This is a genomic window from Tessaracoccus yangjingae (assembly GCF_054483935.1).
On the sequence record NZ_CM137014.1, the window covers coordinates 2,985,522 to 3,004,612 of the forward strand.

Here is a 19,091-nt window from a genome sequence, read left to right on the forward strand (position 1 = left end):
CGTCATACCTTTCCGTGGGCCGCCACGTGGAGGACGGCCTCTGCGAGGACCTCGGCGGCGTCCGACGGGTACATCCCGCGGCACGTCTCCGACATGGCGGCCAGCCGTTCGGGGTCCCCGAGCGTGTCCAGCACCAGCTCCGTCAGTCTACTCGGCGTCAACTGGTCGTCCGCCACGAGGAATCCCGCCCCCGCCGCGACCAGCTCGGCCGCGTTGCGCGCCTGCTCCCCGTTGCCGTAGGGCAGCGGCACGAAGATCACCGGCACGCCCGACACGGCGGTCTCGATCACGGTCCCGGCGCCCGCCCGGCCCACCATGAGGCTGGCCGCGGCGTAGGCCACGGCCATGTCCTGGACGAAGGCCACGGGCACGTAGCGCGCGCCGCCGGGACGCCCCACCGGCACGTGGGCGTCGGTCATGTTCTTCGGACCGAGCACGTGCAGGATCTGGACGCCGGCGTCGAGCAGCACGTTCCGGGCCTCCTCGACGGCGAGGTTGATGCTCCGCGCACCCTGCGATCCGCCGCTGACCAGCAGCGTGGGGCGATCAGGGTCGAGCCCGAAGGACGCCCGGGCGTCGGCGGCCGACACCTCGGGGTGGGTGATGGAGCGGCGCATCGGCATGCCCACGAGCCGACCGCCACGCATCGTCGTCTCCTTGAACGTGGTGGCGACGAACCTGGCGAACCGGGCGCCGATGCGGTTCGAGATGCCGGGCAGCTTGTTGGCCTCATGCACCACCACCGGGACGCCGGACAGCCAGGCGGCCAGGTAGGCGGGGATCGACACGTAGCCGCCGAAGCCGACGAGCACATCGGCCCGCGTCTCCTTGAGGATGCGTCGCGCCTGGGAGACGGACCGGGTGAGCGTGACGGGCAGCTTGACCAGGTCCAGGTTGAGGGTGCGGGGCAGGGGCACCGGATCGATGAGCCGCAACTCCAGCCCGGCCTCCGGGATGACGCGGGTCTCCAGCCCCTTCGCGGTGCCCACGCAGACGATGTCCGCCGGCCCCCGGTCGAGGATGGCCTTGGCCGTCGCGATGAGCGGCGAGGTGTGGCCGGCGGTTCCGCCGCCGGCCATCACGATGCTGGGCATGCTCTCAGTCCTCCCTGGTGGCGGCCATGACGCTGGTCATCCGCGGCCTCGACTTCTTCTTCCGGGCGGCGATGAACGCGCGCGCGTCCGGGGTGTCCCGGGCCAGTGCCAGCAGCACGCCCACCGCCATCAGGCTGGCGAGCAGCGCGGAGCCGCCGTTGGAGACGAACGGCAGCGGAACGCCCAGCACCGGCAGGAGGTGCAGGACGACGAAGATGTTGATGACGGCCTGGATCAGCAGCCACCCCGTGATGCCGGCGGCGACCACCTTGTTGAACATGGCGTCCGAGCGCATCGCCACCTCCAGCCCCGCCCAGCCGAGGAGGGCGAAGAGGGCGATGATGAGCAACACTCCGAACAGCCCGAGCTCCTCGCCGATCACGGCGAAGATGTAATCGGTGTGGGCGCCGGTCTTGAGGCCGCCCCACTTCTGACGGCTGGCCCCCAGCCCCAGCCCCCACCATCCGCCGGACGCCAGGGCGTACAGGGCGGCCATGGGCTGTGAGGACAGGTCCGTGTTGGATTCAGGGTTGAGGAAGATGGCGATCCGGTCCATGCGGTTGCCGGAGCCGTAGATCAGGAGCCCCACGAGCACGAGCGCGGCGGCGCCCAACGGCACGAGGACCCGCATGGAGGTGCCCACGAAGAACAGCACCAACGCCAGCATCACGCCGATGATGAGCCCGGTGCCCAGGTCGCGGCCAGCCAGCACCAGCGCCAGGATCAGACCGCCGAGCGGGACCAGCGGGATGGCCAGCTGCGCGGGCTCGTGCAGCCTGCCCCGCTTGATGTGGAACACCGTCCCGCACCACACCACCAGCGCAAGTTTTGCGAACTCGGCGGGCTGGAACTGGATGGGGCCGAGCTTGAGCCAGTTGCGGTTGCCGTTGATCTCGGCGCCGAAGAGCACCACCAGGATCAGCAGCCCCACCGCCAGCGCCCACGCGGGCCAGCCGAGCCGGCGCAGGTGGGCGGGCTTGATCCTGCTGAGGATCAGGGCCGCGACGACGCCCGCGACGAGGAAGCCGAAATGTCGGACGGTGTAGTAGTAGGGGTCACCCTTCTCCACCTGAGCCACCACCGACGACGCCGACAGCACCATCAGGAAGCCGACACCCACCAGGACGGCCACGCTCGTCACGATGAAGTAGAACGGGGCCATCGGGGAGGCGGCCAGCACCTTGACCTGGGACCAGAGGGTGATCGGCCGCGCCGGGGTCACTGCGTCTGTGGCCATCTCGTCCTCTCTCGTCACCCTGCCAGGTACCGCTGCACCGCCTCGGCGAACTTCTCGCCTCGGGCCGAATAGCTGTCGAACATGTCAAGGCTGGCGCAGCCCGGGGAGAGCAGCACCGTGTCCCCGGGGCGCGCCATGGCGCCCGCCAGGGCCACCACCTCGTCCATCACCCCAGTCTCGGCGCTGTCCAGCACCCGCACCGGGACCTCGGGCGCGTGTCGGGCAAGCGAGTCCGCGATGAGGTGGCGGTCAACGCCGATGACGACGGCGCCGCGCATCTTGGCGCGGTGGTGGCGCACCAGGTCGTCGAACGTGGTGCCCTTCGCCTGCCCACCCGCGATCCACACGAACGACGGGTACGCCTGCATGGCGGAGTTGGCCGCGTGCGGGTTGGTGGCCTTGGAGTCGTCGACCCAGCGCACGCCCGAGTCCTCGGCGATCTGCTGGATGCGGTGCCCGGACAGCCGGAGCCGCTTGAGCCCGGCGGCCACGGACGAGGCCTTGACGCCGTAGCTGCGGGCCAGGGCGGCGGCGGCGAGCGCGTTGGCCACGTTGTGCGGCGCGTAGGGCTGCACGTCGGAGACCTTCGCCAGCTCCAGCGCGGAATCCCGGCGCTGCTCGACGAAGGCGCGGTCCACGATGAGGTCGTCGACGATCCCGACCATCGAGACGGCCGGGGTGCCCAGCGTGAAACCGATGGCGCGCGCGCCCTCGACCACGTCGGCCTCCTCCACCATTTTCTCGGTCTCGGGCTCGGCCACGTTGTAGACGCAGCTGTGGGTGACGCCGGAGTAGATCTTGGCCTTGTCAGCGGCGTAGAGGCCCATGGTGTCGGGGGCGCCCTCGTACCACTCCAGGTGGTCCGGGTGCAGGTTGAGCACGGCCGCGGAGTGGAGGTGGACGTTGTTCATCCAGTGCAGCTGGAAGCTGGACAGCTCGACGGCGAACACGTCGTAGTCGGTGTCGTCGAGGATGGCCTCGATGATGGGGCGGCCGATGTTGCCCACCGCGGCCGCCTTGCGTCCGTCGGCGATCAGCATCGACTCCAGCATCTGGGTGGTGGTGGTCTTGCCGTTGGTGCCGGTGATGCCCAGCCAGGGGATGGCGCGGTCCGGCTGCATCATCCGCCACGCCAGCTCGGTCTCGCCCCACACGGGGACGCCGGCGGCCGCGGCCTGGCGCAGCAGCGGCGCGGAGGGGCGCCAGCCCGGTGAGGTGACCACGAGGTCCGTGCCGGGCGGCAGCGTCGCGGTGGAACCCGGGCCCAGTACGACGGTAACGTCGAGGTGCTCGAGCAGCGTCGCCTTGTCGGCGTGGGTCTCGGACTCGTCGAGGACGATCACCTTCGCGCCCAGCGAGATGAGCCCGTCGGCGGCGGCGAAGCCGGAGACACCCAGCCCCGCGACCACCACCTGGGCCGAGGGCCAGTCCGAGAGGCGGTCAGCGGTCGTCATCCAGTCCTTGGTCATCCCTGACCCACCACCCATTCGGCGTAGAAGATGCCCACGCCCAGCGCCACGCACAGCCCGCCGATGATCCAGAATCTGATCACGACAGTGACCTCGTCCCAGCCCACGAGCTCGAAGTGGTGATGGATGGGCGACATCTTGAAGATGCGCTTGCCCTTGGTGGCCTTGAAGTAGGCCACCTGCAGCGTCACGGAACCCACCTCGATGACGAACAGCAGGCCCAGGATGACCAGCAGCAGCTCGGTGCGGGTCATCATCGACAACCCGGCCAGCGCGGCGCCGATGGCCATCGAGCCCGTGTCGCCCATGAAGATCTTGGCCGGCTTGGCGTTCCACCACAGGAACCCGAAGCAGGCTCCGGCGAACGCCACCGCGACCACGGCCAGGTCGTGCGGGTCGCGCACCTCGTAGCAGCGGGGGCCGGCCGTCGAGGTGCGCGCGCACCACTGGTTGAACTGCCAGATGTTGACGATGGTGTAGGCGGCGAACACCAGCGTGGCGCTTCCGGCGGCCAGCCCGTCGAGGCCGTCGGTGATGTTGACCGCGTTGGACCACGCCATGATCAGGAAGATGATGACCGGCACGGCGAGCAGCAGCGGCAGGGTCAGCCAGGGGATGTCGCGCAGGAAGGAGATGGCCGGCGACGCGGGCGTCAGGCCCCGCTCGTCGGGGAAGTTGAGCGCGAGGAACGCGAACACGCCGCCGATGAGGAACTGCCCCACCAGCTTCCCGCGGGCGGTGAGGCCGAGGCTGCGCTCCTTGGAGATCTTGGCCCAGTCGTCGAGGAAGCCCAGGAAGCCCATGCTGACGGCCAGCCCGAGCAGCAGCACGCCCGACAGGCTGGGCGGCTGCCAGCGCACGAGGTGCGACAGCGTGTAGGCCAGCACCGCCGCGCCGATGATGACCAGGCCGCCCATGGTGGGGGTGCCGCGCTTGACGTAGTGGGCCGTGGGTCCGTCCTCGCGGATGAACTGGCCGTACTGGCGCCGGGTCAGGAACTTGATCAGCAGGGGCGTGCCCACCATCGCGAACAGCAGCGACAGGGACCCCGCCACGAGGATGTTGATCACTTGGCGCCTCCGTTTCCGTCCGCGAGCTCGGCCGCGACCGTTTCCAATCCGACGCCTCGTGAGCCCTTGATGAGGACGACGTCGCCGGGAGACAGGCTAAGGGAAGCGGCCACGGATGCACGATCCGAGACGCGGGCGGGCAGGCCCTCCGCGGCGGCGCCGGCCACCACGTGCTCGGCGAGGCCGCCGACGGCGACCACCTCCGCGACCCCCAGGTCCGCCGCCAGGCGGCCCACCTCCTCGTGCAGCTCGGGGGCGAGCGGCCCGAGCTCGAGCATGTCGCCCAGCACCGCCACCACCCGGGCCCCGGGGTGCTCGGCGCGCGAGCCCTGCCCCAGCTCCACCGCGGTGGCCAGGGCAACCGCCATCGAGTCGGGGTTGGCGTTGTAGGCGTCGTTGAGGATGAGGACGCCGTCGGCGCGCGGGTGCAGCTCCATCCGCCAGCTGGACCGCGGCGAGGCCCCGGACAGCGCCTGGGCGATGAGGCCGAGGTCCAGGCCGACGGCGAGCGCGGCCGCGGCGGCGGCCAGGGAGTTGCCCACCTGGTGCCGGCCGATCACCCGCAGCGTGACGGGGGCGGTGCGTTCGGTGTGCCCGTCGTCCACCACCAGGTCGAACGAGGCCTGGCTGAGCGCGTTGAGGGTGACGCCGCGGGCCGTGACCCGCAGGTCTCCGTCGGGCAGGTCCCCCTCGCCGAACCAGGCGATGCGGGCGCGGGTGCGCTCCCGCATGGCCGCGACGGCGGGGTCGTCGGCGTTGAGCACGGCCCAGCCGTCCTCGGCGAGGTCCGCGACGATCTCGGACTTGGCCTGAGCGGTGGCCTCCACCCCGCCGAACTCGCCGACGTGGGCGCGGCCGACGTTGAGGCACACGCCCACGTCGAGCCCCACCAGCGAGGTGAGCCAGGCGATGTGGCCGATGCCGCGGGCGCCCATCTCGGAGACGAGGTAGGCGGTGTCGTCGCTCACCCTGCAGGCGGTGAGCGGGACGCCCACCTCGTTGTTCTGCGAGCCGACGGGGGCGACGGTGGGGCCGGCGGCCTCGAACACCTGCGCCATCAGGTCCTTGGTACTCGTCTTGCCGGAGCTGCCGGTCACGCCGATGCTGACCATGCCGCGGGCGCGGGCCTCGCGCACGACTCCGCGGGCCAGCCAGGAGAGGGCGGCCACCGAGTCCTCGGCCAGGATGTGCGGCACGGGCGCCTCGGTGACGGCCATGCCGATGACACCCGCGGCCCCGGCCGCGGCCGCGGCGGCGGCGTAGTCGTGGCCGTCGACCCGCTCCCCCGGGATGGCGACGAACAGCGCCCCTGGGGTGGTCTCGCGGTTGTCGATGATCACATCCGGGCCGGCCACGGCGTCGTCGCCGAAGAGTTCGACGGGCGCCGGCTGCATCAGCTCGACGAGTTCAGTCATCGTGCGGGGACGCATCGGTGGCTCCTTCCTCGGTCAGGCGGCGCCAGGCTCGCGTCGCTTCCTCGACATCGTCGAAGTCGACGGTGCGGTCTGCAAGTATCTGCCCGCGCTCGTGTCCCTTGCCGAGGATGGCCACCACCGTACCGGCGCCGGCCCCCCTCAGCGCGGTCTCGATGGCCGCGCGTCGCCCCTCGACCTCCATGAGCTCCGCGCCGGCGCGCAGGGCGGGCCGGGCCCCGGCGAGCGTCTGGGCGCGGATGATGGCCGGGTCCTCGGAGCGGGGGTTGTCGTCGGTGATGATGGTGAGGTCGCTGCCGCGGGCGGCGGCCGCGCCCATCTCCGGGCGCTTGTCGGGGTCGCGGTCCCCGCCGCAGCCCAGCACGGTGACGATGCGGCCCTGGCCGGCCAGGGATTCGAGTGCCGCGCCCACCGCCTGCGGGGTGTGCGCGAAGTCCACCACCACCAGCGGCGCGCCCGGGCCCAGGTCCACCCGCTGCATCCGGCCGGGCACCTGCGCGCCGCGCAGCCCCGTCAGCGCGGCGTCGGCGCTCACGCCCACCGCCTCGAGCATCGCGAACGCGACGGCGGCGTCGATCATGTTGTATTCGCCCGGCAGGGTCAGCTCGAGCGTCAGGGACTCCCCCGCCCTGGTGAGGGTGGCGCGGCCGCCGAGCGGGGCGAGGGCCTCGTAGCCGGTGAGGACGTAGTCCGCCTCGGGGGTGCTGCCGACGGTGATCAGCCGGCTCCTGCCGTGGGTGGCCACGCGGTGGGCGATCTCGCGGCCCTTCGGGTCGTCGATCCAGACCACGCTGGCGGCCGCCCGCCCCGGTTCGAACAGCGAGGCCTTGGCCTCGAAGTAGTCGTCGAGGTCGCGGTGGAAGTCCAGATGGTCGCGGCCCAGGTTGAGGAAGGCGGCCACGTCGAACTCGATGCCGTCCACGCGGCTGAGCGCCAGGGCGTGCGAGCTCACCTCCAGCGCCACCGCCTGCGCGCCGCGGCGCTGCATGACCGCGAGCAGCGCCTGCAGGTCCGGGGACTCGGGGGTGGTGACGGTGGTGCGCGAGGTGCGCAGCTCCTCGGCGCCCAGCCGGAAGCCGATGGTGCCGATGGTGCCGGCCAGGCGCCCGTCGGCGGCGAGGCCCGCCTGGAGCAGGGCCACGGTGGTGGTCTTGCCGTTGGTGCCCGTGACGCCCAGCATCGTCAGGGCGCGGGCGGGCTCCCCGTAGAAGCGCGCCGCCATGACGGCCGCCGCGTGCCGGGCGTCCTCGGCCAGCAGCACGGGGACCGCCGGCCCGGCGAGCAGTGCCAGGCCAGAGTGATCGGTGAGGATGGCGGCGGCCCCGGCGGCGACGGCGGCGCCGGCGAACGCGGCGCCGTGCGTGCGGGTGCCGGGCAGCGCGACGTAGAGCCAGCCCGGCCGGACGGCCCGCGAGTCCAGCGTGATGCCGGTCACCGCGACCCGGCCATGCGCGTCGCCCAGCAGCCCCAGCCCGTCGGCGAGCACCGCGAGGGGCGCCGGCGGCGGGGACGCGGGGCGGAGCGTGGCGTTCATCACTCGAACGTTAGCGGGGTCTCGGCTGGCGGCGTCGTCGACGGGGCGACGTTGTAGCGCGGGAGGGCCAGCTCGAGGATGTCGTTGACGGCGGGGAGCGCGAGGCGGCTGCCCAGGTTGCCGTTGGTGGGCTGGTCGAGCACCACGTAGACCAGGATCTGCGGGTCCTCCACCGGCGCCACGCCGACGAAGCTGGCGGTGAAGCCGTTGTAGCACTTGCACGTCGGGTCGAAGCGCTGGGCCGTGCCGGACTTGCCACCGGTGCGGTAGCCGGGGATGGCGCGGTTCTCGTTGAGGGTGATCACCGACTCCATCATCTGCAGCGCCATGTCTGCGGCCTCCTCGGAGACCACCCGCCGGGTGACGGGCTCGGGCAGGTCCAGCGCCTCGCCGTCGGCCGTGGTGGCGGAGTTGATGATGGTGGGCTGCACGTAGACCCCGCCGTTGGCGACGGCGTTGATCGCCGCGGCCATCTGGACGGCGTTGACGGAGACCGCCTGGCCGAAGGAGACCTGGTCACGCGTGTAGTCGGCCATGTCCGTGCCGGGGAGGCTGCCCGCGGTCTCGCCGGGGAGGCCGACGCCGGTCTTGGCGCCCAGGCCGAAGGCGGACAGGTACTGCGAGAGGGCGGACTTCTCCATCTGCCGCGACAGCAGGATGGTGCCGATGTTGGAGGACTGGGCGACGACGCCGCTGGCTGTCATCTGGAGCTCGCCGTGGTCGAACGAGTCGCGGACGTAGCCGGCGCCGGAGGCGATCCTCGCCGGAACCTTCACGCGGGTCGTCGGCGTGACGAGACCCTGGTCGGCGAGGGCGGCCATGGTCAGCACCTTCTGCACCGAACCCGGCTCGTAGGCCTCGGTGACGACGCGGTTGCCGAGGTCCTCCGCGTCCGCGGCCCGCGTGTTCGACGGGTCGAACCCGGGGTTGTTGGCCAGCGCCAGGATCTCCCCGGTCTTGACGTTCATCACCACGGCCTTGCCCGTCGAGGCGCCCGCCTGCTTCACGTACTCGGCCAGGATCTGCTCGGTCATCCAGTTGAGGTCCGAGTCGATCGTCAGCCCGTAGGACGTGCCGTCCTGGGCGGGGGTCATGATGTTGGTGCCCAGCGGGATGCGGCCGTAGGTGGACCAGTCGTAGACCAGCTTGCCGGCTGTGCCGTCGAGTTCGCCGTCGAGGACGTACTCGAGTCCGGCGGCGCCCTCCCCGTCGCCGTTGACGAAGCCCACGACGTTGGAGGCCACGGACCGGTTGGGGTAGACGCGGATGGGGTCGGGGTCGCCGAAGACGCCCTTCCAGGGGCGCGTGCCGTCGCCGCCGAAGCCCTTCTGCATGTCGGCCTGGATGGCGGTGTACACGGCGGCGGGGACCTTGCGCTCGACGATCTCGTAGCGCGAGTCGGGGGTGTTGATCAGCGCCAGGTAGGTGGACTTCTTCCCGCCGAGGTGCTCGACGAGGATGTCGGCCACCGCGCTGGGGGCGGCGGCGGCCTCCTCCTGCTTCTTCTCGCTCATCGCGTAGCGCTTGTCGGCGCCGTTGGTGCGGATCATGTCCGGGTCGATCGAGACGATCCGGGCCGGCTCGGTGGCCGCCATCACTACACCGTTGCGGTCGGTGATGGTGCCGCGGGTGGCGGGCAGCTCACGCGTGGACTGCATCTGGGCCGCGGCCTCCGCGGCGAACGCCTGCGCGTCGATGCCCTGCAACTGGACGGCGCGCACGCCGGCGATCGACAGGAGCACGCCGAGGGTGACCATGAACACGCGGATCCGCACGCTGGTGCGCCCCACTGGAAGGCGGACCGACTTGCGGTGGCGGCGGGGCGCCGGGCGACGGGTGGCCCCGGCCCGCTTCGGTGTGCCGCCGGGCCGTGACGCGCCGGGCTGGGCCGTGCGGGGCTTGGAGCCACCGGTGACCGGGCGGGGCTTGGACCCACCCGTGACCGGACGGGGCTGCGAGCCACCCGTGCCCGGACGGGGCTTGGTCCCACCCGTGACAGGACGGGGCTTCGACGCACCCGTGGCAGGACGGGGCTTCGAGTCGCCCGTGCCGCGCGGCGAGGGAGGCCGCTTGCCCCCCTTGGGGCCGTTGGGATCAGGTCTGTCCGCCATGGCTCTAGCCCCCCGTCGTCCCTGCCGCGGCCAGGTCGTCGGGCAGCTGGACCACCGGGGCCTCCGGCTCCGGCGTGACGATGGGGGCGGCCGCCGGCGGCGCCTCGGAGCGGCGACCACGGAGGAACGGCAGCTCGTCGCCGGTCACCGGGGTGGGGACGCCGGTGACGGACCCGTCGGCGAGGTGGAGGAACGCCGGGTACGGGTTGGGCACCATGCCGAGCTGGGAGGCGCGCAGCGCCAGGGCGTTGGCGCTGGAGACCTTCTGCAGCTGCGAGGTGAGCGCCGCCTGCGTGTAGCCCAGCTCGGTGGCCTCCTTGCGCAGGCCGGCCAGCTCGCGGGACTGGGCCCCCACGGAGGTGGTCACCACCATGACGGCGGCCAGGCCGAGTGCGACGAGGAGACCCACGATGGCGGCGAAGCCGAGGGTGGACACCCTGGCCACCGGGGTCCTGACCATCCGCAGGCGCGGGGCGGCGGTCTCGGCGGCGGTGATCGGCTGCGCGCTCATGCTGTGGCCTCCCTGATGCGAACGGCGGCCCGGAGCCGCGCGGAGGCGGCCCGGGGGTTGGTGGCGGTCTCGTCGGGCCCTGGCCGCTCGGCGCCGCGGGTCAGCAGCTGCAGCTCGGCCTTGAGGTGCTCGGGGATGACGGGCATGTCCCTGGGCGCCCGGTCGGTGGCCTTGGCGGCGAACGTGCGCTTGACCAGCCGGTCCTCGAGGGAGTGGTAGCTGAGCACCGCGATCCGGCCGCCCAGTGCGAGGGCGTCGACGGCGGCGGGCAGCACGCCCTCCAGTGCGGCGAGCTCGCGGTTGACCTCGATCCGAAGCGCCTGGAAGGTGCGCTTGGCGGGGTGGCCGCCGGTGTGCCGGGCGGCGGCGGGGATGGCCGCGGAGATGGTCTCGACCAGCCGCCCCGACCGCGTGAAGGGCTCCCGCTCCCGCTCGGCCACGACAGCGCGCGCGATCCGGTCCGCGAATCGCTCCTCGCCGTACCACTTGAGGATCCGGGCCAGCTCGCCGGCCGGGTAGGTGTTGAGCACGTCGGCCGCGGTGGGCCCCTCGGTGGGGTTCATCCGCATGTCCAGTGGCGCGTCGACGCGGTAGGCGAAGCCGCGCTCGGTGCGGTCGATCTGCAGCGACGAGAGCCCGAGGTCGAGGAGGACGGCGTCCACCGTCGCGAGGCCCAGATCCGCGAGCACCTCGGGCAGCTCGTCGTAGACGGCGTGCACGAGCGTGGCCCGCTCCGCGAGCGCGCCGAGGCGTTCGCGGGCGACGGCGTGGGCGTCGGGGTCCCGGTCGATGCCGATGAGCCGCGCCTCGGGGCACGCCTCCAGCACGGCGGTGGCGTGGCCGGCCAGGCCGAGGGTGCCGTCGACATAGACCGAACCGGGCCGCTGCAGCGCCGGACGGAGGAGCTCGACGATGCGGTCACGCATGACCGGATCGTGAACGTCTTCGTAGCCCTGCATGTATATCGACCCTTGTCCTGATGGTGTGTTGCGTGTGTCGTCGGCCTCTGCAGCCCCACCCAGGGGTTCCCTTCCGGATGTGGACCTGACACCGGGGAAGTGACGTCAGGGCCGCCGGCCGGGAGCCGCCGGGTGGGCCTGCTACAGGCGCTGGAAGGCGGCGAGCTCGTCGTCCATGCCCGAGAAGCTCTCCTCGCTCGCCTCGGAGTACTTCTGCCATGTCTCGGCGTCCCAGATCTCGGCGCGGTTCATCGCGCCGATCACCACGACGTCACGATCCAGGCCGGCGTAGTCGCGCAGGATCTGGGGAATGGTCACCCGCCCTTGCCGGTCAGGAACTTCGAAGCTGGCGCCCGCGGTCATCATGCGCTGGTAGTCGCGGACCTGCTTCACGGTGCTCGGCGCGCTCATGGCCTCGGCCATCAACGCCTCGAACGTGTCCTTGGGGTAGACGGCCAGTGCCCGCTCCTGGGTGCGGGTCACCACGAGTCCGTCCTCCAATGCGTCGCGGAATCGCGCGGGGAGGATGAGGCGCCCCTTCTCGTCCAGCTTCGGTGTGTACGTCCCCAGAAACACGGTGTGAGCACCCCCTTCCCCTCCACAATCCATCCACTTCGCTCCATTTCGCCCCACCGTACCCCACTTCCCTCCACCTGGACACCACTTTCTGGCGTGTCGACGGGGCGTTGCGGTCTGGGAATAGGCTGGGAACGCCGTCCCGACGCCCACTTCTCAAAGGAGTCCCCGGTGAACCAGCCCGCCACCCCCTCGCTCGCCGAGGTCTCCAAGCTCGCCCGTGACATCTCCGCGGAGATGGCGCGCGTCATCGAGGGCAAACCGCACCAGATCCGGATGGCCGTGGCGGTGCTGCTGGCGGAGGGCCACCTGCTCATCGAGGACGTGCCCGGGGTGGGCAAGACGGTGCTCGCGAAGTCACTCGGCCGCGCCATCTCCGGCGACGTCAAGCGCATCCAGTTCACGCCGGACCTGCTGCCCAGCGACGTGACCGGCGTGTCGGTCTACAACCAATCCACGCGGGAGTTCGAGTTCAAGCCCGGCGGCATCTTCGCCCACATCGTGCTCGGCGACGAGATCAACCGGGCCTCGCCGAAGACGCAGTCCGCGCTGCTGGAGGCCATGGCGGAGGGGCAGGTCTCCGCGGACGGGCACACCTACCGGCTGAGCGAGCCGTTCATGGTGATCGCCACCCAGAACCCCATCGAGATGGAGGGCACCTACCCCCTCCCCGAGGCGCAGCGCGACCGTTTCATGGCCCGCATCACCATGGGCTACCCGGCGCGGCAGGCGGAGGTGGCCATGCTCACCCACAACGCCGGCGGGGACCAGTTGACCGGCATCACCCCGGTCACCGACGCCGCCGCCGTCGCCGCGGCCATCCGGGCCATCCGCACCGTGTACGTGGCGCCGGTGATCAACGACTACATCGTGGCCATCGTCGAGGGCACCCGCCTCCACCCTGACCTCAGGCTGGGCGCCAGCCCGCGCGCGTCCCTGCACCTCATGCGGGCGGCGCGTGTCGAGGCCGCGCTGGCCGGCCGCGACTACGTGATCCCGGAGGACGTGCGAACCCTGGCCGTCTCGGTGCTCGCGCACCGGGTGCTGCCGACGGTGGAGGCGCAGGTGTCGCGGCGGGACCCTGAGGGCATCGTCGGTGCGATCGTGGACGCCACCTCGGCCCCGAACCGGGGCTGAGCGTTGCGGAAGCGGGGAACCCGGCTGACGGGCCGCGGCATCATGCTGCTGGTCCTGGGTGTCGCGGCCACCGTCGGCTCCAGCTACCTCGGCGAGCGTGACCTGCTCTGGCTCGCCCTGACTCTGGCGCTGCTGCCGCTGCTGGCGGCGGGCTACCTGGTGCTGGCACGCCCCCGGGTGAGCCACGACAGGACGCTCACCCCGGCCACCATCCCCGTCGGCTCGTCCACCCGCGCCGTGCTCCACGTGGCCAACCAGTCACCGGCGCAGGCCAGCGCGCTGCGCTTCGTCGACGACGCCCCGCCGGTGCTCGGCGGAGGGGCCTCGTTCGTCATCGCCCGCGGCTTCGGCCGGTGGCGCCAGGCCGTCGGGTACACGGTGGAGGCGGACCAGCGCGGACGCTTCGAGATCGGCCCGCTGCGCGGCACGGCCTCGGACCCGTTCGGCCTGGCCACCCGCACGTTCACCGCCGCCGGCACCCCCACCCTGCTGCGCGTCACCCCGCGGGTCTGGCCGCTCGGCGAGCTCACCGGCGGGGCCGGCCTGGGCGCCGCGGGCGACGCCACCCCGCAGCGGATCGGGCAGGCCGGCCAGGACGACGTGCTGGTGCGCGAGCACCGCCACGGCGACGACATGCGCCGGGTGCACTGGAAGATGAGCGCCAAGCAGGGAGACCTGATGGTGCGGCTCGAGGAGCACCCGTGGGACCCGTCGAGCACGCTGGTGGTGGACAACCGCCTCAGCGCCCACCTGGGCCACGGGCCGACGGGGAGCCTCGAGTGGGCGGTCTCGGCCGTCACCTCCATCGCCGCGCTGCTGGTGGAGGGCCGCTACCGGCTGGCGGTGGTGGCCCCGTCGGGCACCGTGTTCGAGTCCGGCCACGCCGTCGGGCACGGCGCGCAACACGCGCTGATCGAGTCCATGACGGACCTCGCGCCGTCGGAGGAGACCTGGCTGGGGAGGGCGGTGACGGACACGGAGGCGCTCACGTCGGCGGCCTCCATCGTCGCGGCCACGGGCCTGCTGACCGCGGCCGACGCGGCCGCGCTGGTCGCGGCCGGCGGGCGGGCAAGGAGCCTGGTGGCGCTGGTGCCGGACTCGCGCGCCTGGGGTGCCGCCGACGACGAGCACGACGACGCCTGCCGCATGATGCGCAACCACGGCTGGACGCTGGAGACCTACTCCCCCGGCGAGCCGGTGCCCTCGGTGTGGAAGAGGGTGTCGCGGTGAGGTTCAGCTACCACCCGTGGACCAGCGTCGTGGCCGCCGTCGCCGTCTGGCTGGGGCTGCTGCCGCTGGCCACGATGGTCACCGGCGTGGAGTACCTCGTCGAGACGGGGCTCGTGGTGGCCACCACCGGCCTCGTCGGCCTGGGGCTGGCCGCGCTGCGGCTGCCGCGCGCGCTGGTCCTGCTGGCCCAGGTCATGGCGGTGGGCGCCGTGGTGTGGTGGCGCGCCCTCGCGCTGAGCGGGGCCGGTCTGGGCCAGCCGCTCACCACCATGCAGGCGCTGGCCGCCGAGGGCGTGGTGACCATCCGCACGGGCGCCGCCCCCGTCGAGCCCACCCCCGGCCTGCTGTGGCTCATCGTGCTGCTCACCGCCCTGCTGGCGCTGGTGGTGGAGCTGCTGGTCAACGTGCTGGAGCAGCCCGCCTGGGCCGTCGCGCCGCTCGCGCTGGCCTACGGCATCGCCGGCATCACCCTCGTGGTGGACCTGTCGTTCGTCTACGTGCTGCCCGTCGTGCTGGGCTATCTCGCGGTGCTGCTGAGCGCCACCGGGCTGGCCGAACAGCTGACCGGGAAGGCCTCGCGGGTGGGCGCCTACCTGGTGTCGCGGACCCAGGTGGCCGTGGCGTTCGGGGCGGTCGCCGTGGCCCTCGCGCTGATCATCGCCCCGCTCATCCCGATGGGCCAGAAGCAGCCGTGGAACAACGACGGCCCGGACGGCCCGATCCAGCTGAGCGACCCGACGGTGCGCCTCGAACAGGACCTCCGGCGCCCCGCCGACAGCCCCGTGCTCACCTACCGCACCAGCAACGACCAGAGCGCCTACATGCGCACCGTCGCGCTGCCGGAGCTCACCACGGACGGGGCGCGGCTGCTGCCGATGCGGCTGTCGCGCTTCGGGATGGCCGGCGCCTACTCCTTCACTGGCGAGCGGGTGGAGGTGGACGTGGCGATGGCCGGCGTGCCCTCGGAGTACCTGCCGGCGCCGTTCGCCGTCGAGTCCCTCGACGCCGAGGGCACCTGGACCTTCGACCCGGCCACGATGAGCGTGGTGGCCTCCGGCCCGGACCGCGTGGAGCAGACGGTGGACCTCACCTACTCCGTGGTCTCCGTGGTGCCCTCCCCGTCACGCGAGGACATCGAGGCCGCCGGAGTCGGCGGCGGGGTGGACCCGGTGACGGCTCTGGTGCCGGACGGGCTGTCCCCGGGCGTCGCGGAGTTGACGGCCGACGTGGTGGCAGGCGCGGAGACCGCCGGCCAGAAGGCCCTGGCCATCCAGGAGTTCCTGCGCTCGTCCGCGTTCGCCTACTCGCTGGACGCGCCGCCCTCCATCGCCACCGACGCCATCAGCTCCTTCCTCCTCGACGCCCGCGCCGGCTACTGCGTGCACTTCGCCGCCGGGATGATCACCATGGCCCGGATCGAGGGCATCCCTGCCCGGATGGCCGTGGGGTTCGCGCCCGGCGAGCGGCTCGAGGACGGCTCGTTCCAGGTCACCTCGCACGACGCGCACGCCTGGCCCGAGCTGTTCCTCGACGGGCTGGGCTGGGTGCCGTTCGAGCCCACGCCCGCGTTCGACGGCCCGCCCGAGTACACCGACCCGGCGGCCCAGCCGTCCGCGAGCGCGTCCCCGTCGGCGACGCCGAGCCCGTCCCTGCCCACCACGGCGCCCTCCGCGCTGCCGTCGGAGCAGCCGCTCCCCACGCTCCAGCCCACCGCCCCGGGCGCCTCGGGCAGCCTCGGCTGGCTGGGCTGGCTCGCCGCTGGGCTGGGCCTGGCCCTGCTGGCCGCCCCCGCCGTCGTCCGCCTGATCCTGCGGTCCTGGAGGCTGCGGGGCGGGCAGGAGGCGAGGGTCGCGGCAGGCTCGGCGTGGACCGAGGTGGAGGCCCTGTTCCACGACTACCGCCGGCCGTGGCCCGACGGCTCCCCCGGGCCGGTGTCGCTGGCCGCCGAACTGCCGGCCAACGGGGCCACCGCGCTGCGGGAGGTCGCGCACACCGTCGAGGTGAGCCGGTTCTCCCGCGAGGCCGCGGATCCCGGACGCCTTGCTGCGCAGGTGCGGGCCGTGCGCGCCTCGCTGTGGGCCGACTCGTCGGCCCTCACCCGGGCCGCGGCGGTCCTGCTGCCGGCCTCATTCTGGCGCCTCCGCCGCTGACCGGGGGCGGGCCGGGGCAACTGTTGGCGGTCGCCCCTCTGGGCGGTTGACCCGGCGCATAGACTGGGACGAAAGGTCGACAAGGGAGAACCAATGGCGCTTTCTGAGCAGGAACGCAAGCTGCTTGAACAGCTCGAGGCGTCCCTCATGGCCGAGGACCCGAAGCTCGCTGACACGCTGAGCGGCTCGTCGACCATCCGCATCCACCGCCGCCGCGCGGCGATCGCCGGGCTGGGTTTCATTGTGGGCGTCGTGGTGCTGCTCGTCGGCGTCCAGGTGCATCCCGCGGTGAGCGTGCTCGGCTTCCTGCTCATGCTCGGCGCGGCGCTCATCGGCATCAACTCGTGGCGCAGGGTGGGAGACGACGGCGGCCAGCCGAGCAGGCGCGGCCCGTCGGCGCCGAAGCCCAGCTCGTCGAACCCCTCGCAGGACTTCATGGACAAGCTCGAGGAGCGCTGGCGCCGCCGCCAACAGGGCGACCTCTGAGCCGTCCCCGTCAGGGATGATCGCCGTCACCTCGCCGGTGGTCCACCCGACGCTGCCACGCACGTTCCCTCGTCGTCCTCGCCGGCCGGCGACGCCCCCGGTGCCCGCTCAGGACGCGGCGCGCCCGTCCGCCCTGGTGTTCGCCGCCAGCCACCCCAACAGCCCCACCAGCTGATCCGGCTCGGCGCCCTCGTCCTCCGGGTGCCACTGCACGGCCAGCACGGGGCGGTCCGGGTCCTCGATGCCCTCGACCACGCCGTCGTGGGTGGCCCACGCCGTGGCCCGCAGCCCCTCCCCCAGCCGCTCGACGCCCTGATGGTGCGAGCTGCGCACCGTCAGCCGCCGGCCGGGCAGCGCCGCCGCCAACCGCGACTCCGCCTCCACGTCCACGAGGTGCTCCCGCATGCCGTGCTGCCCGTCCGGCAGGCGGTGGGTGGGGGCGGTGAGCAGGTGCGGCGACAGGTCACCGCCGTAGGCCACGTTGATCAGCTGCATCCCCCGGCAGATCCCCAGCAGCGGGCGCCGGTCCGCCCGGCACGCCTGCACGACGGCGATCGAGCGCCGGTCCGCGGTGCCGAGGTGGTCCCCGGACCCCGGGTACTCGTGGCGCCCCTTGTACATGCGGGGGTCCACGTCGTGGCCGCCCAGCAGCACCACCGCGTCGGCTGCGGCCAACGCCGAGTGCCACACGTGGTCCCCGCAGTCCTGCATGCCGATGAGCGTGGTCTGCCAGCCCTCCTCGTCCGCGACCGCGACCGTCCGGTCCGCCAGGTCCACGAGAAGTTCGCCGAAGTGGCCCGGCTCGTAGCGGGACGCCGGGGCGATGACAAGGAGCTTCATCTGCCCCATCGTGGCCAATGACCGTTGCGAATGTGTATCAGGTCTGGATCAGGCGTGGATCAGTTCGCTCTCTTCCTGCCGGGCGGGGCCACCCCGACGGGTGAGCCGCGCCCGCTGCACGGCGTGGGGCCCGAACCGCAGCACCGCCTTGTCGATGGCCTCCTCCGCCTCCCCCCAGCCGCGGGCCGGCTCGTCGAGCGCGGGCTGCTGGTAGGTGGCGGCCTTCGGCACCAGCTTCTCCATCCGCACCCCCACCCGTCGGATGCGGGCACGCTGCAGGTTGAGCCTGGTGAACAGGCGCATCGCCTCGGCGTAGATGTCGTTGGTGCGGTCCGTGTGGGCGGCGATCGTGCCCGTGCGGGTGAGGGTGGTGAAGTCCGCGAACCGCACCGACAGCGTCACCGTGCGCCCCACCATGCCCTGCGCCCGCATCCGCGAGGCGGTCCGGTCCGCCATGCGCAGGATCTCCGTGGCGACCACCGCCGCGTCGTCGGTGTCCAGCGCGAACGTCTCCTGCGAGCCGACGCTGTGCTCGGCCGGCTCCCGGGCCAGCACCGAGCGGTCGTCGCGACCCCAGGCCAGGTCGAACAGCAGCGCGCCCTGCCCGTCGCCCAGCGCGCGCTGCAGGGTGGCGCGGGGCGTGTTGGCGATGTCGCGCACGGTGCTCAGGCCGAGCCGGTGCAGCCGCGCCGCCGTCGCCTCCCCCACCCCCCAGATGGCCTCCACCGGCAGCGGGTGCAGAAAGGCGATCACCTCCTCCGCGCGCACCCGCACGAGCCCGTCCGGCTTGGCCTCCTTCGAGCCCAGCTTGGCGATGAACTTGCTGGGCCCGATCCCCATGGAGCACGGCACGCCCTGCTCGTCCATCACCTGGGCGCGGAGCCGCTCCCCGATGGCCACCGGGTCCCCGCCGAGGCGGCGCAGCGCCGTGGTGAGGTCGATGAACGCCTCGTCGATGGAGGCCATCTCCACCTTGTCGGTCACCGTGTCGAAGATCTCCCGGATGCCGGCGGAGACCGCCGAGTAGTGGTCGAAGTCCGGGTGGACGACCGCCACCTGAGGGCACAGCCGCCTGGCCCTGCTCGACGGCATGCCCGCCCCGATCCCGAACCTGCGGGCCGGGTAGTTGGCCGACAGCACCACCCCGCGGGTGGAGCCGCCGACGAACATCGGCACCTCGCGCAGCTCCGGGTGCCGGGCCATCTCCACCGAGGCGTAGAAGGCGTCCATGTCCACATGGGCGATGACTCTCAT

At 72.5% G+C, this 19,091-nt stretch carries 16 protein-coding genes; 4 read left to right on the plus strand and 12 right to left on the minus strand.

Annotated features, from left to right (window positions below; genetic code table 11):
- Positions 1-2: 2 nt before the first annotated feature.
- From murG to mraZ, 10 genes are all read right to left on the minus strand, one after another.
- The gene (gene murG, locus ACX1D3_RS13495; RefSeq protein ID WP_458994340.1) at positions 3-1,094 is read right to left on the minus strand and encodes an undecaprenyldiphospho-muramoylpentapeptide beta-N-acetylglucosaminyltransferase; all 1,092 of its coding nucleotides are present in this window, start codon (positions 1,092-1,094) and stop codon (positions 3-5) included.
- 4 nt (positions 1,095-1,098) lie between these two features.
- Positions 1,099-2,331, minus strand: coding sequence for a putative lipid II flippase FtsW (gene ftsW, locus ACX1D3_RS13500; protein WP_458994341.1), 1,233 nt, complete (start codon positions 2,329-2,331; stop codon positions 1,099-1,101).
- A gap of 14 nt (positions 2,332-2,345) precedes the next feature.
- Positions 2,346-3,818 carry a UDP-N-acetylmuramoyl-L-alanine--D-glutamate ligase gene (gene murD, locus ACX1D3_RS13505; RefSeq protein ID WP_458994342.1) on the minus strand — a complete coding sequence of 491 codons (1,473 nt, stop codon included), beginning with the start codon at positions 3,816-3,818 and terminating at the stop codon, positions 2,346-2,348.
- Positions 3,797-4,870 (minus strand): phospho-N-acetylmuramoyl-pentapeptide-transferase, encoded by a 1,074-nt coding sequence (mraY, locus tag ACX1D3_RS13510; RefSeq protein WP_458994343.1) that lies wholly within the window; start codon positions 4,868-4,870, stop codon positions 3,797-3,799. Before mraY ends, murD begins: the two co-directional genes overlap by 22 nt.
- Complete coding sequence (locus ACX1D3_RS13515) at positions 4,867-6,300, minus strand: UDP-N-acetylmuramoyl-tripeptide--D-alanyl-D-alanine ligase (protein ID WP_458994344.1); 1,434 nt, start codon at positions 6,298-6,300, stop codon at positions 4,867-4,869. Before ACX1D3_RS13515 ends, mraY begins: the two co-directional genes overlap by 4 nt.
- Positions 6,278-7,837 carry a UDP-N-acetylmuramoyl-L-alanyl-D-glutamate--2,6-diaminopimelate ligase gene (locus tag ACX1D3_RS13520; protein ID WP_458994345.1) on the minus strand — a complete coding sequence of 520 codons (1,560 nt, stop codon included), beginning with the start codon at positions 7,835-7,837 and terminating at the stop codon, positions 6,278-6,280. Before ACX1D3_RS13520 ends, ACX1D3_RS13515 begins: the two co-directional genes overlap by 23 nt.
- Positions 7,837-9,594: a peptidoglycan D,D-transpeptidase FtsI family protein gene (locus tag ACX1D3_RS13525; protein WP_458996560.1), complete on the minus strand. Its 1,758-nt coding sequence runs from the start codon at positions 9,592-9,594 to the stop codon at positions 7,837-7,839. Before ACX1D3_RS13525 ends, ACX1D3_RS13520 begins: the two co-directional genes overlap by 1 nt.
- Positions 9,595-9,952: 358 nt before the next feature.
- Positions 9,953-10,459: a cell division protein FtsL gene (gene ftsL, locus ACX1D3_RS13530; protein ID WP_458994346.1), complete on the minus strand. Its 507-nt coding sequence runs from the start codon at positions 10,457-10,459 to the stop codon at positions 9,953-9,955.
- A complete protein-coding gene (rsmH, locus tag ACX1D3_RS13535; RefSeq protein WP_458994347.1) occupies positions 10,456-11,418 on the minus strand; it encodes a 16S rRNA (cytosine(1402)-N(4))-methyltransferase RsmH in 963 nt (320 codons plus the stop codon). The genes ftsL and rsmH overlap by 4 nt, the downstream gene beginning before the upstream one ends.
- Positions 11,419-11,559: 141 nt before the next feature.
- Positions 11,560-11,994: a division/cell wall cluster transcriptional repressor MraZ gene (mraZ, locus tag ACX1D3_RS13540; RefSeq protein ID WP_458994348.1), complete on the minus strand. Its 435-nt coding sequence runs from the start codon at positions 11,992-11,994 to the stop codon at positions 11,560-11,562.
- A 237-nt stretch (positions 11,995-12,231) separates the two neighbouring features.
- Here mraZ and ACX1D3_RS13545 point away from each other — a divergent pair, with 237 nt between their 5' ends.
- The 4 genes from ACX1D3_RS13545 (at position 12,232) to ACX1D3_RS13560 (ending at position 16,997) form a co-directional block, all read left to right on the plus strand.
- The gene (locus ACX1D3_RS13545; protein WP_458996561.1) at positions 12,232-13,131 is read left to right on the plus strand and encodes an AAA family ATPase; all 900 of its coding nucleotides are present in this window, start codon (positions 12,232-12,234) and stop codon (positions 13,129-13,131) included.
- A 3-nt stretch (positions 13,132-13,134) separates the two neighbouring features.
- Complete coding sequence (locus tag ACX1D3_RS13550; RefSeq protein ID WP_458994349.1) at positions 13,135-14,361, plus strand: DUF58 domain-containing protein; 1,227 nt, start codon at positions 13,135-13,137, stop codon at positions 14,359-14,361.
- On the plus strand, positions 14,358-16,511 hold the full coding sequence (locus ACX1D3_RS13555; RefSeq protein WP_458994350.1) for a transglutaminase TgpA family protein: 2,154 nt from the start codon (positions 14,358-14,360) through the stop codon (positions 16,509-16,511). Before ACX1D3_RS13550 ends, ACX1D3_RS13555 begins: the two co-directional genes overlap by 4 nt.
- Before the next feature lie 93 nt (positions 16,512-16,604).
- Positions 16,605-16,997 carry an SCO2097 family morphological protein gene (locus ACX1D3_RS13560; protein ID WP_458994351.1) on the plus strand — a complete coding sequence of 131 codons (393 nt, stop codon included), beginning with the start codon at positions 16,605-16,607 and terminating at the stop codon, positions 16,995-16,997.
- Positions 16,998-17,105: 108 nt separating this feature from the next.
- Here ACX1D3_RS13560 and ACX1D3_RS13565 read toward each other — a convergent pair whose 3' ends face one another.
- Positions 17,106-17,837 (minus strand): gamma-glutamyl-gamma-aminobutyrate hydrolase family protein, encoded by a 732-nt coding sequence (locus ACX1D3_RS13565; protein WP_458994352.1) that lies wholly within the window; start codon positions 17,835-17,837, stop codon positions 17,106-17,108.
- Between the two features lie 48 nt (positions 17,838-17,885).
- Positions 17,886-19,091 (minus strand): DNA polymerase IV, encoded by a 1,206-nt coding sequence (gene dinB, locus ACX1D3_RS13570; RefSeq protein ID WP_458994353.1) that lies wholly within the window; start codon positions 19,089-19,091, stop codon positions 17,886-17,888.